Genomic DNA, 13,516 nt, shown 5'->3' on the forward strand with positions numbered 1-13,516 from the left:
CCCGGCGTCGATCGCCTCCCGGGTGACGGCGTCGGCCGGGGTCGAGGCGGTGACCTCGCCCTCCCGGTCGTCGGTGACCGTGGTCTGGCCGAGCCTTTCTTATTCTGGCGCAAAGCGCCGGAATAGGGCTGTCAATTCTCTTTGGATTGCGAAGCAATCGCGGGCGAGAATGGAGCGAAGCGGAATTCTCGTTGCCTTGACGGAATGCGCCGATAAGGAATTCTGGGCCCGCTCAGAATTCGGAAGGAATTTCGCCGGAATTCCACCCTGGCCGATTTTCTGGAAATTCGGCGGAATTCGGCAATTCCTTTTCTCGGCAGTCGCCGAATTTTGGTCACTCTCCGTCACCATTTCGGGGGTGCTAGCACAATGGTGCTACACCCCCGTTTCCTAGAGAGAGCCGAAATCGAGGGTGGCAGGGGTGGCAGGGGTGGCAGGTTTTGCATTTCCGCAGGTCAGACCCCCTAAAAACCTGCCACCCTTGGGGTGGCAGGTCCCGGGTGGCAGGGTGGCAGGGGTGGCAGGTTTTCGGAGGGTGGCAGGAGGCTGTCAGGACGTTTCCGCAGGTCACAGCGTTTTGGGTCCTGCCACCCCCTGCCACCCCTGCCACCCTGCCACCCTCCTGCCACCCCGGGTGGCAGCTCTCCGGGGCCCCGGGTGGCAGCCTGCCACCCTCACGCAGAGTGAGATTCGGGGTCGGTCGGCGGGTTCCCCCGTCACCGCCAGTCGGTGCCACCCGCTACGGTCTGCGCATGACTGATGCCCCCGTGTACATCCTGATCCGCCCCGACGGTCGCGCCGAGTGGGGCGACCGCATCGCCGTCGCCGAGAAGGCCATGGGCCCCCATGGCATCGGCCGAGGGTGGCTCACCGACGCGTCGCTGGGACTGCGGATCACCATGTCCGACTGCGCGCTGCTCTTGCGGGAGGAGTACGCGCCGAACCCGTACGCCGCCGCAGTGCTGGCCCACGTCGCTGGGTTCCCGGCCGAGCAGGCCCCGGAGACGCGGGGGCCGGTGGCGCTGTGGGGCTACGACCCACGCAACGACTGGGACAGCACCCGCCCGTTCACCGAGAAGGAGCGGGCCGTCATCACCGAGGCCCTGGCCGTCGCCGGGTGCACGACGGACTGAGGCCGGCCTTCGGGTGGAACGCAGAAGGGCCCGCCACCGGCCGGTGGCGGGCCCTTCGTGCTGCTCTGGTCAGTCGTGCACGCTCTCGTCGTAGCGCATGTCGAACACGGAGCGCTTCACGTCGAGCTGGTCGTCCACGTTGCGGCTCCAGCGCTCGCAGACTAGGTGCACGGCGACTTCCAGGGCGTCCGGGCCGCCCTTGTCCATGGCGTCCACGAAGCGCTTCACGGCGCCCGCGTGGAGCGTCGCGGAGATCACGCCGTTCCACAGGGTGGAGCTGATCTGCCAGTCCCCTTCCATCTCCACGTCCAGCGAGGACGGGTACTCCCGCTCCTCCTCTTCCTCCTCCTCTTCGGCGGCCTCTCCGCCTTCTCCGCCCTCGCCTCCGCCTTCTCCGCCCCCGGCCGGACCTGCGGCGGGTTCTTCCCCGCCGGGCTCACCAGGGGCCCCGGCGGGCGGCGCGGGGGGCTGGGCCGGAGGGGCGGGGGGAGCGGGCGGAGCCTCCGCCGGAGCCTCCTCCCCGGCCTCCTCCGCCTCCTTCTTCCGGCCCCGGCCGAAGAGCCGACCGAAAAGGCCGGCCTTCTTGGGGGCCGCCGCCCCGGCCTCCGGCGCCGGGGTCTCCGGGGCGGTCTCCGCCACCGGTTCCGGAGCCTCCGGGGCGGCCGGGGTCGGCTCGGCCGGGGGAGTCGGCTCGGGCTGCTCGCCCTTGTCCTTGCGCCCGAAGGGCCACCAGCGTGCCATCAGCGCTCACCGCCCTTGAGGTACTCCACCAGCGCGTCCCGGGCGTTCAGGCCGGGCTCGTCCTCGCTGCCGTCCATGAGCGGCAGCAGCTCGGCCATCGGCGCCGAGCCCTCCGGCTTCCACCCGCCGTGGGTGCGCCCGAGCGGCATCGAGGTCGGGCGGGCGGCCAGCGCGTCCGGCTCGTCCGAGGGGTACGTCACCGCGTCCACGTACACGGTCAGCGGGAACATCTGGTCCTCCTCCGCGTACTTGCGCACGTTGTAGAACGTGCTGGCCAGAGCGGCGTCCATGAGCGCCCAGGCCCAGTCCGGGCGCCAGTAGATGTCCTTGGCGTAGATCTCGCCGGTGACGACGTCGCGCTTCGGCTTCTTCCGCTCCAGGTAGCCCCGGAACGACTTGTAGACCGAGCCGTTCGCGCCGAGCGCCCACTCAGCACCGGGCCGCCCCGCCTCCATCTCGGCGAGGATGAACACCCGCCCCTTCGACAGCCGCTCGTAGGCGCCGTACAGGGCCCGCTTCTTGACCGGCCAGTAGTACGCCTCCAGGACGTCCGGCACCCAGTCCGGGTACGTGTCCCAGACGACCTTGAGCGCGGGTGTGGAGCGCACCCAGAACCCGCCGTCGTCGTCCGGCTCGAACCGGAAGTCGGGCAGGCCGGGGATGCCGGTCCCGGGCGGGTTGGAGACCCGCCACAGGCCGGGGGTGTCCCGGGGGATCTCGGGCAGGTCGCCGTCGCGCTCGGCGAGGTAGTGCTCAGGCTCGCCGATGCCGAGCGGGGTGTTCCCCCAGGCCGCCAACCAGGCCGCGCTCTTGTCGTACTGGTGCAGCCACTTCGCGTCGCGCTCGGCCGCGCTCGGGTCGCGGTCCCACTGGAGCTTGAGCACGGACGGCAGGTTTATCCCGAGCGGCTTCACCTCGCCGCGCCGGACGGCCTGGCTGGTGACGTCGTCGCGGTAGAGGCCGCCCGCGTAGTCCTCGCCGGTCTTGTTCGGGCTCAGGTAGTACGGGATGACCTTGGGCTTCCCGGCCTTCCCGTGCAGCGTGGACAGCAGGTAGACCATCAGCGCGTCCAGCAGCACCGCGGCTTCGGTCGGGCCGGAGAACCCGTGCCTCGTCCCGTGCCGGGACCGCTTGTCCATGCGGTCCTCGTACTCCGGGATCGCCAGGTTCAGCCGGCGCCCGTCTGCGGTCTCCAGCGTCATCCACGGGACCAGGCCGCCCTGGACGACGCGGAGCACCGGTCCGTCCCCGGCCGGGGTGGCCCAGGGGTGGACCACGGGGGCGGTCCGGCCGCCGGGCTTGCGCCGGTCGTAGGCGGGCAGGCCGAGCGCCCGCACGGCGCTCGCGTGCAGGTAGAGCGTCTTGAGGCCGTAGGCGTCCATGAGCGGGACGACCTGGTCCACCGACTCCGGCAGCTCCATCGGCACCGGTACGGAGTTGGGCAGGTGGAGCCCGTCGTCGCCGAGCACGCCGAGCGCGGCGGCGTCGGCGGTCCGACCGCCGGCCTTCTCCAGGGTGTCCCAGCGCGCGTCCACCACGGCCCGCTCCGGGGCCGGGAACACGATGCGCGGGGGCAGCTCGGGCCGGGGCGGGACCACGGCGGCCACCGGATCGGCCGGCGCCTGGACCGGCAGGACCGGAGCGGCGAACGCGGTCGGGGCCGGGACGGCCGGGAGTGCGGTGGCGCCCTGCGCGGCGGCCAGCTCGGCGCGGGCGATCGGCGAGTCCTCCGCCGGGGGCTCCACGGGCGGGAGCACGGTGGCTTCGGCGGCCTCGTTGTACAGGGCCCGCGCCTTGTCCACGTTGAGGATGTAGACCATGCCCGGGACCTGCTTGCGCAGGTGCTCGCCGGGCGGCTTCGACGTGAACTTCGTGGCGCCCTGGGTGGAGCGCAGGATGCCGAGCTTGCGCATCTCGGTCAGCCCCGGCGTGGTCGTGTCGATCCCGGCCTGCTTGGCCAGCATGTCCAGCGTGGTCTTGAGGACGTGGATCTCCAGGCCCTGCTTCCCGTCGTACCAGTAGCCCAGCAGGGTCCGGATCGGCAGCTCGTCGTCACCGCCGGCCTTCGGGCCGAGCTGGCGGTAGTCCGGCCAGCACAGCGGCTCGGTGCCGATGAGACCGGCCAGCTTCTCCCAGAGCACCGCCCCGGGCGGCTGGTTGTTCTCCACGGCCGCGTCCACGATGCGCGGCAGCTCGGCGCGGGCGTCCTCGAAGGCGCGCTCGCCGAGCTCGGGGATGCCCAGCACCACGCCGAGCAGGTGGGCACCGACGCACCACGCGGCCACCGTCCGGGCCAGCGTCAGCGCCACGCCGCCCTCCGCGCCGCTCAGGCGCTGGGTGACCTGGAGGTGCAGCGCGCGCCACTCGGCGATCTTCTCGCCGGTGAACTGGCCGGTGGCGTTCGCCCAGTGCAGCGGCCAGCCGTGGAACTGGGTCGCCAGCTCGGCGGCCTGCTGCGCGTCGGCCCCGGAGGCGAAGAACGGGGCGTGCACCTCGATGACCCGGGACGCCCAGGACTCGGGCTGGCCGGGGTGAAACAGCGACTCGTTCGACGACGTGGACAGCACGGACTTCCACGCGCCGACCTGGAACCGCACCGCGCCCTCGACGCTGATGCGGTCGCGCCGGCCGCCGCCGATGATGCGCGAGACCAGGGCCCGGAGCTGAGCCAAGGTCAGGCCGCCGGAGGACACCTCCTCGCGGATCATCGGCAAGTACCGGACCAGCAGCAGCAGTTCGGGCAGCGCGTTCGCCGTGCTGGACAGCTCCTTGAACAGCATCCCCGCGTCGCTCGGGTCGCCCAGCAGGCACGCCTGAACGATCTGGACGAGGGACTTGCCCTGCTGCGGGCTGCCCAGGTGGTTCAGCACGTGCGCGTGCACTCCGGGCAGGGAGGAGACCAGCGGCCCGGCCATCACGGCGCCGATCACCAGCGTGGTGCGCTCGGAGGCCATGGCGGAGCGGATCACCGTGTCCCAGGCCGCCCGCGCCCCCTTCTCGTCGGGGTCGCCGAGCCGCAGGTACCCGTACTCCTGCGCGTCGGGGTCCGGCAGCACGAGCGTGCCGTTCTCGGTCTTCACCGCGATGCCCGCCAGCTCGGGCGCGGTCTTCACCTCCTCGGACATGACCTGGGCGAATGCCTGGCGCTGGTCCGGGCCGACTGGCCGGGGCTCGCCGATCTTGTCGGCATAGCTGCCGTCGTGGATCTCGGAGGTGGTGGCGATCCGGCGCTTGCCCTCCTTGCTCTCCAGCAAGAACCCGATCCGGGTGTGGGAGCGGTCGGACATGCGATAGGTGACCCGGCCACGGACCGGCGGCACGTCGCCGACCGGCAGCAGCTCGGCGCCGGCCTTCGCCTGGTGGAGGATCTGGCGGGTGGCGGGGTCGAAGAACCAGCCGCTCTTCATGCCCGCGATGGGGAGGAGTCCGGCGGTCGAAACGCCAGGCCGGATGCTGGTCACGGTGCCCTGCTTGGGCACGGTGGGGGACGTCGGGGTGGGCAAGAACAAGCCTTCCCGCCGGTGCCGTGGTGTGTCGGGGACACCAGTCCCCTACACTCGACACCGACTAGTGAGCACCCGCCTTTCCGGATTTCGACCCCTCACCTGGTTTCGACGCCAGAGAGGGTCCGGGGGCGGGTGAGTCATTTCTGGGGTTAAGCGCGGTTCGTGGGGGTGAGGTTACTCCCCGCCACGGAACCGGAGCCCGGCGTCGTCGCCGGACGGTCGGGGGACGACGGACAGGCGGACCTGGCCGTCCTCAAGAACTCCCAGCTCAACGGCGTGGAACGTCCCATCTGGGGTGCCGAGCGCATCGACTGACAGCGCGTCGGCGGGCATGTCGTAGCTGCCACCCAGATGCATCAGCAGGCCGATCAGCATGGCGTGCGACATGTCGGCGGGCTCGGGCAGACGGCCGCTCACTTCGCCCCCGCCTTCTTGGCCGGCGCCTTCGCCCTGACCTCGATGCCCGCGTCGCGCATCCAGGCGGTCAGGGTGTTGGGGCTGATGCCCGCGAGCTTGCTGACGCGGGAGCGCATGGCCCCGGCCTGGACGGCTTCGATCACCGACTCCCGGACCCGCTCCAACATCCAGTACTCGGCTTGTTCGCGCTCTCGGGCGCGCGTGGCGACGGCCCGCAGCGCTGCGGCCTGTGCCTCTTCCGGAATCTCAACCATGGCGCAAGCGTACACGACACTCCCTCGCGAGATGAGGACTTGTTCTCGCGGATAATTCATGCCATGGTTGAGCCCTCCCCAAACGGGAGCGGCCCCGAGCCGGTGTCTCACCACCTGCTCAGGGCCTTGACCACCCACCTGCTACAGACAGGAGGGCGATCCGTCATGGATCGTACCGAGCCCACGTCCAACCTGCTCACGCCGCCCTCCGAGGCGCGCATCCCCGTCCACGTGATCCTCACGGGTCGCCAGCAGGGCCTGGACGGCAGTCTCCTCACCGGCCCGGCCGGGACGCTGGACCGGGTGCTCCAGGTCCGGCCCGGCACCAAGCGGTCCACGGTGTACGCCTGGGCGGTCGGGGAGTTCAAGAAGATGACGGGCCAGGACGGCCTGGTCGTCACCGAGTTCTTCTCCGTCGAGCGGGACGACCTCTTCGGGGGTGCCCGATGAGCTACGCCGGCGGAACCCCGAGCCCGCAGCCGCAGCCGACCCCGGCCCCCGAGCCGACCCCCGCCCCGGCCCCCGAGCCGGTCGTCCTGGAGCGCGGTTCCGGCTACAGCGTCATCTGGCCCCAGGGGGGTGCCCAGTGACCGCCCCCGCGCCCCTGGCCCCGGAGGCCGCCGCCCGCCTCGACTCCCTGTTCCGCCTCTACAACGCCCGGCTGGTGGCCTTCGCCGGGACGCGGACCCGGGACCACGCCACCGCTGAGGACGTCGTCTCCGAAGCCTGGCTGCGGGCCGCCGCCTCGCTCCACCAGCTCCGCGCCGACGACTCCCGGGCCTACGGCTGGCTGCGGGCGATCGTCGTCCGGGCCGCCGTGGATCACTACCGCCCGCGCCGCGCCGACGAGGCGCCGGCCGACTGGTCCGACGCCGTCACCGCGCGGGCCCTGCCGACCGCCGCCCCGGCCGACGAGAGCGAGGGCATGGTCCTGTCCCTGCTCACCGCCGCGCAGGCCGTGGTGATCCGGCTCAAGGCCCAGGGGCTGAGCGACGGGCGGATCGCCCGGCGGCTCGGCCGCTCGGAGACCGCGATCTGGAAGCGCAAGCAGGCCGCCCGCCGCACGCTCCTCGCGCTGGCCGGGTGATCGGGATGCGTCGCGCCCTGAACTGGCTCCTCGCCCTGGTCTCGGTCGGGCTCGGCTTCGCGGCCGGCGGCGTCCTCGCCGACGTCGCCCACGGCCTGTGGTCCCTGCCCCGCCCCGCCGTCTCCCTGCCGGTCGGCGTCCTGTCCGGCTGGCTCATCTACTCCGCCCTGTACCGACTGATCTTCGGAGGTGCGGAGTGATGTCCGCCTCGATCCGCCAGCGCACCCGCCGGGCCTGGCTCGCCGCTCCGGCCCTCGTCTCCACCGCCCTCTCGGCCGTCCTCACGGTGGCCGTGGTGGCCCTGTGGCTCGGCAGCGTGATGCCGGTCTTCCTGGCCGTCGTCATCGGCCTGGCCTTCGACGCCGCGTGGCTGTCCGCCCAGGCGTACGAGCGGCGCCTGAGCGCGCAGGGCGATCACGACGTCCGAGTCACCCTGGTGGGCTGGGCCTTCGGCCTGGTGGCCACCGGCATGTTGGTGACCCACGCGCTCACCGCCGAATCCGGCACGGCGGCCTGGCTGGCCGTCTCCTGGCTCCCGATCGGAGCCAAGGCCTTGTGGTGGCTCCACTCCTTGTGGGAGCGGACCGAGATCAGCCCCCGGGCCCGCGCCGAGATCGCCCAGGTGCTCCAGGACTCCCGCGACAACGCCGCGATCGCCCGCGCCTCGCTCAACGCCCGCACCGGCGTGGAGGTCGTCCGGATGACCGCGCTCTCGGAGGCCGGCGCCCGGGTGGCCAAGGCCCAGGCCAAGTCCGCCGCCCGCCTCTCCAACGCCTGGTCCGGCCTGGACACCACCGGCCAGGAGCACGGCCGCGCCCTGGAGGAGGTGGCCGCCCCGGCCGCCCCGCTGTGGGAGCTGCCGATGTGGACGCCGGTCGCGGCCCTGCGCCCGGCCCCCGCCGGGGACGGGGCGGAGGTCCGCCCGGAGGCCGCCCCGCAGCAGGTCAGCACCCTCGCCCAGACCGCCGATCTCCGCCCGGAGGACCAGCGGGTCCCCGAGCAGGGCAAGGCGCCGTCGATCGCCTCGCTCGCCCGCCTCGCCGTGGCGGAGGGGGTCACCGACCCAAAAGCGGCGGTCCCGTGGGTCACCGCTCGGGCCGGACGGCCGGTGAGCGAGGCGACGGTCAAGCGGGAGATCCGCAACGCGAAGTCCAGCACCAGCAGCGCCAAGCCCTCCGTGGGCTTCGGCTTCACCGGGGGGAACTGACCATGGCCGAGCCCAAGCACTACACCACCGGCGAGATCCTCGGGTCCGCCTGGATCATCGCCAAGGCCGCCGTCACGGCCGCCCGGGGCGGCGACCCCGCGAAGTACGACCGCCAGGTCGACGCGCTCCAGGCCAAGGCCTGCGCCCGCGAGGCCGCCGAGCAGGAGGCCCGCGAGAAGGCCGAGCAGGAGAAGCGCCAGGCGGAGGCGAAGGCCAAGGCCGAGCGCCGCGCGAACAGCTGGTTCTGACCCACCGCCACGACCACCCGGGGCGGGCCCCGCCGGGCCCGCCCCGCACCCCGAGGAGACCTGATGACCGCCCTGTTCGCCGCCGCCTTCGCCCTGCTCTACGTCGCGCACCACCTGAGCGACTACCCGTTCCAGACCGACCACCAGGCCCAGCACAAGGCCGGCCACGGCCCGATCGGCTGGCGGGCCCTGGCCGCGCACGCCGGCACCCACGTGGTGACGTCCCTCGTCCTGCTGATGCTCGGCGAGTGGGTGCTCGGCTTCCACCTGAGCCCGGCCGCGGCTGTCCTCGCGCCGCTCTGGCTGGGCGTCAGCCACGCGGCGATCGACCGGCGGTGGCCCGTCGCCCGCTGGATGGTCTGGGCCCGCCAGGAAGGCTTCGCCGCCCACGGCGGGGCCGCCCATGTAGACCAGAGCGCGCACCTGGCGCTCGGCGTGCTCCCGGCCGCGCTGCTGATCGCCGGACTGTCCTGACCGACCCGCCACCGGGGCGGGCCCACCCGGGCCCGCCCCGCGACCACGAGAGGAACCCCATGGACGACGTCACCCGAGAGGGCGTCCAGGCGTACTACCGGCTCCAGCAGGCGCTGCTGTCCGTTGCCAAGGACCCGGCCGCGCTGGCCGCGCCGGACACCGAGCAGCGGCTGAGCGCGGCGGCCTGGGAGGCCAACGCCGCGATGGAGAAGGCCGGCCTTCTCGGCGCCGACCCGGCCTACGTGCTCGGCCTGGTCCGCCAGCTCTACCCGCACTTCGACACCGAGGAGAAGATCTGATGCCCGAGTTCCGTGCCGGGGACCGCGTGGAGGTCCTGGAGTGCGTCACCGACCCATGGGCGGTCGGCAAGGTCGGCAAGGTCCTGGACGACCTGCGGGACGACCAGATGATCCCGAGCGAGCTGACCGGCGGGAAGTGGACCGTCAAGCTGGACGGCTTCTTCGGCGGATCGGCCCTCTGCTACTCCTACGAGATCCGGAAGGTGGCCTGACCATGGCCTACTACCCCGCCTTCAACGCGCCGTCCGCCAACGAGGCGTACGAGCACGCGCCGGACCTGGCGACGGAGGCCGCCATGGCCGACGAGTTCGCCGAGTTCCACGAGACGCAGATGGACGACCAGGACCGGGCCGAGATCGAGCAGGACCAGGACGTCCGGGACATGTACCGGGAGTGCCTGCTGCGGATCGCCGCCGTCGCGGACCGGCGCTGGTGGCAGAGCCGGTCCGAGGCCGATCTGACCGCCGCCGCGCGGGCGGCCGGCGCCTTGCAGAACTTCGACCAGGCGCACCCCGAGCAGTCGGCCGGACCGTTCGGACCGGACTCGGTGGAGTGGGACGCGACCGGGGGCGGACGGGCGTACGTGCGCCAGGAGTACCTGGCCTGGCTGATCCCGCAGATCACCGAACGCAACTCGGCGGACTGAAACAGGCGTGCCATCTGTCGCAGGCGGCGCGCACACTGACAGATCACCTGCTGATCTCTGATCAACGAGGGGACGCCGGGCGGGTCGTGACCCCGCCCGGCAGCAGGCTCCCCAAGCACCTGGAGAGGAGAGCACCACATGGCCATCCTGGCAGCGGCCCACGACGTTCACAGCGCCGTATCCGGCCTCGCTCAGGCAACTCCCTCGCCCGGCCCTACCGCGCCCGCCAACGGGGCGGACAACGGCGTGGGCAAGGCGGTCGCGGACACCGTGGGCACCGTCCTGCACTGGCTCGGCGAGAAGTCCGGCCTGGGCGTGCTCGGCGTCGTCGTGGTGATCGGCGGCCTGTGCTGGGCGTTCACCCAGATGCCCAAGCCGAGCGCCAGCGAGAAGGCGAAGGCCAAGGAGCGGGACGAGGCGATCGGCAAGGCGTTCGGCGCCCTCGCCCGGTTCGTCTGGCGGATCGTCTCCGGCCGGCCGCTGTCCGCCAGCGCCGACGCCCGGAAGAAGGAGGGCGGCGCCACCTTCTTCGAGCCCGTCCCGCGCCCCGTCGCCGAGCGCCAGGCCATGGCCGCCATGGCCTCCGTGGCGATCGCCGGGCCGACCCCGGCCCCGTTCGACCTGGACGCCAAGCTGGCCGGTTTCCAGGACTACCTGGAGACCCTGGCGGGAAAGGTGCCCGCCCTCCTCCTCACGCTGGCCGACTGGGCCGCCCTGGGCGCCGTCTGGGCCGCCGTGGGCGCCCGCTGGCTGGGCCGGGCCCTGCGCGGCCTGTGGGTCCTCCCCCGGGCCCTGTGGCGCTCCGCAGCGACCTACCCGCGCTGGGCCCACTCCTGGGTGCTCGTCCTGCGCCTGGCCACGCTCGGCGGCGTGCTGCTCTACAGCGCGTACCCCGGCGGCGTGCAGCTCGGCGCCGGCGCCGTCGCCCTGGTCGCGGTCGGCCTGGCCGCCACCGGCCCGGACGGGCTCGGCTACTGGTCCCCGCCGCCGCCCACCGACGAGGAGGTGTACGGCCCGGCCCTGTGGCTGGCCGTGAAGGCGGCCCTGCGCCTGGACGACGAGGAGCCCCGGGAGAAGTGGCTGACCGTCCCGGACACGTTCGAGGAGAACGGCCGCCCGGTCCGCCTGGAGCTGCCGCCCGAGTTCGTCGGCACCGACCGCGAGCGCGACGGCCTGGACGAGGTCGTGAACAGCAAGCTGCCGGGCGAGTGGGCGAGCACCTGGCGCCTGATGGGCGGAGGCCACCACGCGCTCTGGACGCTCCAGCCCGCGCCCGTCATCCGGGACCTGGTGGGCGACGAAGCGCGCTTCGGCCCGTCGCTGTGGGCCGCGCTCCAGCACACCCTGCGCCTGCCGGAGAAGGACCAGCTCTGGGACTGGCTGACCATCCCGGCCTCCGTGGCCGACCGCGCCGCCGAGATTCGCCTGGAGCTTCCGCCGGCCTTCGTCGGGCACGACGCCGAGCGCTCCGGCCTCGACACGCTGGTGAACTCCCGGGTGCCCGGGGACTGGGTGAGCCGCTGGCACCTCATGGAGGGCCCGCACTACGCGGTGTGGACCCACCGGCCTCCGCCGAAGCCGACCCCGGAGCCGCCGGACGCGGTGGACATCAACGACCCGCGCATCCTCGCCGCGCTCGCCAAGCTCGGTCCGGACGAATTCGTCTTCGGCCTGGACGAGCACCATGAGGCGCTGGTGCGGAAACTGTCCGGCGAGACCCCGCACCTGGCTCTGTCTGTCGGAACCGGCGGCGGCAAGTCCGCGAAACTGCAATGGCTGGCCGTGCAGATGCTGATGAAGCGCGGAACCGTCCTTGGTATCGACCCGAAAATGCTCAGCCTCGCGCCCCTGCGGGGAATTCCCGGCGTCCACCTCTACGCGGACCCGCAAAACGCCGTAGACATGCGCCGATTGATCGAGTGGCTGGCGGAGGTGACCGAAGCGCGATTCTTCGAGAAGGAGCAGGGAATCCGCTCGGACTTCGACCCGATCTACCTGATTCTGGAAGAGTCCAACGAACTCGTCATCCTCCTGAAGGACGCATGGGATAGCACCCGCATCAAAAAGGGTGAGGACAAGGAATCCGCCGCTGACCCTATCTGGAAGAAGGACGTCGGAAAGATTCTCCGGCTCGGCCGTGACGCCAACGTCCACATCATCGCCGTATTCCAGGACTTCAAGGACAACGAATTCGGCGGCGCGAGCCTCACTCCGCTTTTCCGCCTCAAGGCACTCGGGAACTACGAAGAGAACCAGTGGAAGCGAATTTTCGGCCGCGTCCCCATGCCGCCGAGCGTGAACAAGGCCGGACGCATGGCCATCGTGCACGAGGGAAATGCGGTCCGCTATCAGGTCCCGTTCACCCTCGACGCCCTCGCTCCGCAGGACGGCGGGAAGACCGTCCAGGAAGCCTCGGAGGCCATCTACCACCAGCTCTACCTGGACCTGCGCGAGCGGTACGGCTACGAGCCGGACGGCCTCTACAGCGAGCCGCCGGCCAACTCGCCCAGGGGCATCCCGCGCCTGCTCCAGGGCCGGGTGTCACTGCCTGCGGCCGGAACCGCGGAAACCCCGGTTTCGGGCCTTCCTGCGGGCATCGTGCCTGGTCAGCGCGTGACACTGAGCAAGGGTGACGGCCTCTATGACACCTCCGGTGACGGGGGTGGTGACGCCCTCCGTGACGCTCTGGGTGCCATCCTGGAGCGCCACGACGGCCAGGCCGCCGGGCAGGCAGAGCAGGCGCCGGCCGAGCCCGCAGAGGAGCTGCTGAGCCTCGCCGAGATCTCCCGGCGCCTGGAGGCGCAGGGCATCATGAAGCCCGCCAACACCATGACCGCCAATAAGCGACGCCGAAAGGACTTCCCCGCCGGTCAGACCGACGAAAAGGGAAAGCAGAAATACACCTTCTCGGAAATCTACGCCTATTATGAGGGGCTTGGTGAATTCCCCTCGGCCACCGTTCCGGCCGAATAGCGGGCGCATTCCGGCGAAAAGCCCCCTCATTTCGAGGGGGCTTTTTCGTGCCCCGGCCGGGGTCCGCACAGCGAATCCGGCAGGGGTTTTCTGACGGCCCCGAAGTGATACACGCTGCTACCCGAATTTTGCGTCACATCGTCAACGGGCCCTCCCGGGCCCCATTTCCTGTGGGGTCGAAAACGCGGGACAATGCGGGGACAATTGGCCTTGAATTCGCCTGAAAAGGGCCGTGGATTCAGCCTTGAATTCCTCGTGAATTCGGTTCGAGTTCGGCAAAGAATAGGGCAGGAAAAGCCGTGAATTTGGCTCGGAGCGCGAAGCGCGGAGAATTGTTGAAACAGCCTGGAAAGGGCCGAGGAATGCGTCACGAACGGCGGGAGAATTGCGCGAAGCGGAATTCCGAATTTGGCAATGAGGCGCTTTGCGCCGAATTCCAGAATGGCTCGGCCCTTTCCAGGCTGTTTCAACAATTCTCCGCGCTTCGCGCTCCGAGCCAAATTCACGGCTTTTCCTGCCCTATTCTTTGCC

At 71.3% G+C, this 13,516-nt stretch carries 16 protein-coding genes and 1 pseudogene; 12 read left to right on the top strand and 5 right to left on the bottom strand.

The features are described 5' to 3' along the window. A pseudogene (locus tag AB0Q99_RS33865) lies at window positions 1–96 on the bottom strand (tRNA pseudouridine(55) synthase TruB); the annotation flags it as partial. A 656-nt stretch (window positions 97–752) separates the two neighbouring features. Between AB0Q99_RS33865 and AB0Q99_RS33870 the strand changes: the two are divergent. Then, window positions 753–1,133, top strand: a complete 381-nt coding sequence (locus AB0Q99_RS33870) for a hypothetical protein (RefSeq protein WP_363578037.1) — start codon at window positions 753–755, stop codon at window positions 1,131–1,133. Between the two features lie 69 nt (window positions 1,134–1,202). Here the strand turns inward: AB0Q99_RS33870 and AB0Q99_RS33875 are convergent, their stop codons facing one another. The 4 genes from AB0Q99_RS33875 to AB0Q99_RS33890 form a co-directional block, all read right to left on the bottom strand. Beyond that, window positions 1,203–1,874: a hypothetical protein gene (locus AB0Q99_RS33875; protein ID WP_363578039.1), complete on the bottom strand. Its 672-nt coding sequence runs from the start codon at window positions 1,872–1,874 to the stop codon at window positions 1,203–1,205. Further along, the gene (locus AB0Q99_RS33880; RefSeq protein WP_363578041.1) at window positions 1,874–5,377 is read right to left on the bottom strand and encodes a DUF927 domain-containing protein; all 3,504 of its coding nucleotides are present in this window, start codon (window positions 5,375–5,377) and stop codon (window positions 1,874–1,876) included. The genes AB0Q99_RS33875 and AB0Q99_RS33880 overlap by 1 nt, the downstream gene beginning before the upstream one ends. Window positions 5,378–5,554: 177 nt before the next feature. Continuing rightward, complete coding sequence (locus AB0Q99_RS33885) at window positions 5,555–5,797, bottom strand: pRL2-19 (protein ID WP_363578043.1); 243 nt, start codon at window positions 5,795–5,797, stop codon at window positions 5,555–5,557. Beyond that, entirely contained in the window at window positions 5,794–6,051 is a 258-nt protein-coding gene (locus tag AB0Q99_RS33890; protein WP_363578045.1) for a hypothetical protein, read from the bottom strand. The genes AB0Q99_RS33885 and AB0Q99_RS33890 overlap by 4 nt, the downstream gene beginning before the upstream one ends. 165 nt (window positions 6,052–6,216) lie before the next feature. Between AB0Q99_RS33890 and AB0Q99_RS33895 the strand changes: the two genes are divergently transcribed. The 11 genes from AB0Q99_RS33895 to AB0Q99_RS33945 all read left to right on the top strand — a co-directional run bounded on the left by AB0Q99_RS33895 (window position 6,217) and on the right by AB0Q99_RS33945 (window position 12,985). Further along, window positions 6,217–6,501 (top strand): hypothetical protein, encoded by a 285-nt coding sequence (locus AB0Q99_RS33895; RefSeq protein WP_363578047.1) that lies wholly within the window; start codon window positions 6,217–6,219, stop codon window positions 6,499–6,501. Next, window positions 6,498–6,641, top strand: coding sequence for a hypothetical protein (locus tag AB0Q99_RS33900; RefSeq protein ID WP_363578049.1), 144 nt, complete (start codon window positions 6,498–6,500; stop codon window positions 6,639–6,641). The genes AB0Q99_RS33895 and AB0Q99_RS33900 overlap by 4 nt, the downstream gene beginning before the upstream one ends. Continuing rightward, window positions 6,638–7,138, top strand: coding sequence for an RNA polymerase sigma factor (locus tag AB0Q99_RS33905; RefSeq protein ID WP_363578051.1), 501 nt, complete (start codon window positions 6,638–6,640; stop codon window positions 7,136–7,138). The genes AB0Q99_RS33900 and AB0Q99_RS33905 overlap by 4 nt, the downstream gene beginning before the upstream one ends. Window positions 7,139–7,143: 5 nt before the next feature. Beyond that, window positions 7,144–7,338 carry a hypothetical protein gene (locus tag AB0Q99_RS33910; RefSeq protein ID WP_363578053.1) on the top strand — a complete coding sequence of 65 codons (195 nt, stop codon included), beginning with the start codon at window positions 7,144–7,146 and terminating at the stop codon, window positions 7,336–7,338. Beyond that, on the top strand, window positions 7,338–8,345 hold the full coding sequence (locus tag AB0Q99_RS33915) for a protein spdB (protein ID WP_363578055.1): 1,008 nt from the start codon (window positions 7,338–7,340) through the stop codon (window positions 8,343–8,345). The genes AB0Q99_RS33910 and AB0Q99_RS33915 overlap by 1 nt, the downstream gene beginning before the upstream one ends. A gap of 2 nt (window positions 8,346–8,347) precedes the next feature. Then, window positions 8,348–8,593 (top strand): hypothetical protein, encoded by a 246-nt coding sequence (locus AB0Q99_RS33920; RefSeq protein WP_363578057.1) that lies wholly within the window; start codon window positions 8,348–8,350, stop codon window positions 8,591–8,593. Window positions 8,594–8,656: 63 nt separating this feature from the next. Further along, window positions 8,657–9,067, top strand: a complete 411-nt coding sequence (locus AB0Q99_RS33925; RefSeq protein WP_363578059.1) for a DUF3307 domain-containing protein — start codon at window positions 8,657–8,659, stop codon at window positions 9,065–9,067. 59 nt (window positions 9,068–9,126) lie between these two features. After that, window positions 9,127–9,366, top strand: a complete 240-nt coding sequence (locus AB0Q99_RS33930; RefSeq protein WP_363578061.1) for a hypothetical protein — start codon at window positions 9,127–9,129, stop codon at window positions 9,364–9,366. Continuing rightward, window positions 9,366–9,578, top strand: a complete 213-nt coding sequence (locus AB0Q99_RS33935) for a hypothetical protein (protein WP_363578063.1) — start codon at window positions 9,366–9,368, stop codon at window positions 9,576–9,578. Before AB0Q99_RS33930 ends, AB0Q99_RS33935 begins: the two co-directional genes overlap by 1 nt. A gap of 2 nt (window positions 9,579–9,580) precedes the next feature. Further along, on the top strand, window positions 9,581–10,012 hold the full coding sequence (locus AB0Q99_RS33940) for a hypothetical protein (protein ID WP_363578064.1): 432 nt from the start codon (window positions 9,581–9,583) through the stop codon (window positions 10,010–10,012). Between the two features lie 315 nt (window positions 10,013–10,327). Then, window positions 10,328–12,985, top strand: a complete 2,658-nt coding sequence (locus AB0Q99_RS33945; protein ID WP_363578066.1) for a hypothetical protein — start codon at window positions 10,328–10,330, stop codon at window positions 12,983–12,985. Window positions 12,986–13,516: the final 531 nt, after the last annotated feature.

The organism is Kitasatospora sp. NPDC086791, assembly GCF_040685975.1.
GTDB lineage: Bacteria > Actinomycetota > Actinomycetes > Streptomycetales > Streptomycetaceae > Kitasatospora.

What these genes read in the sequence shown, in the direction of transcription:
- AB0Q99_RS33870 (WP_363578037.1), top strand. Translation starts at nt 753, where the DNA reads ATGACTGATGCCCCCGTGTACATCCTGATCCGCCCCGACGGTCGCGCC.
- AB0Q99_RS33875 (WP_363578039.1), bottom strand. Translation starts at nt 1,874, where the DNA reads ATGGCACGCTGGTGGCCCTTCGGGCGCAAGGACAAGGGCGAGCAGCCC.
- AB0Q99_RS33890 (WP_363578045.1), bottom strand. Translation starts at nt 6,051, where the DNA reads ATGGTTGAGATTCCGGAAGAGGCACAGGCCGCAGCGCTGCGGGCCGTC.
- AB0Q99_RS33895 (WP_363578047.1), top strand. Translation starts at nt 6,217, where the DNA reads ATGGATCGTACCGAGCCCACGTCCAACCTGCTCACGCCGCCCTCCGAG.
- AB0Q99_RS33900 (WP_363578049.1), top strand. Translation starts at nt 6,498, where the DNA reads ATGAGCTACGCCGGCGGAACCCCGAGCCCGCAGCCGCAGCCGACCCCG.
- AB0Q99_RS33910 (WP_363578053.1), top strand. Translation starts at nt 7,144, where the DNA reads ATGCGTCGCGCCCTGAACTGGCTCCTCGCCCTGGTCTCGGTCGGGCTC.
- AB0Q99_RS33915 (WP_363578055.1), top strand. Translation starts at nt 7,338, where the DNA reads ATGTCCGCCTCGATCCGCCAGCGCACCCGCCGGGCCTGGCTCGCCGCT.
- AB0Q99_RS33920 (WP_363578057.1), top strand. Translation starts at nt 8,348, where the DNA reads ATGGCCGAGCCCAAGCACTACACCACCGGCGAGATCCTCGGGTCCGCC.
- AB0Q99_RS33925 (WP_363578059.1), top strand. Translation starts at nt 8,657, where the DNA reads ATGACCGCCCTGTTCGCCGCCGCCTTCGCCCTGCTCTACGTCGCGCAC.
- AB0Q99_RS33930 (WP_363578061.1), top strand. Translation starts at nt 9,127, where the DNA reads ATGGACGACGTCACCCGAGAGGGCGTCCAGGCGTACTACCGGCTCCAG.
- AB0Q99_RS33935 (WP_363578063.1), top strand. Translation starts at nt 9,366, where the DNA reads ATGCCCGAGTTCCGTGCCGGGGACCGCGTGGAGGTCCTGGAGTGCGTC.
- AB0Q99_RS33940 (WP_363578064.1), top strand. Translation starts at nt 9,581, where the DNA reads ATGGCCTACTACCCCGCCTTCAACGCGCCGTCCGCCAACGAGGCGTAC.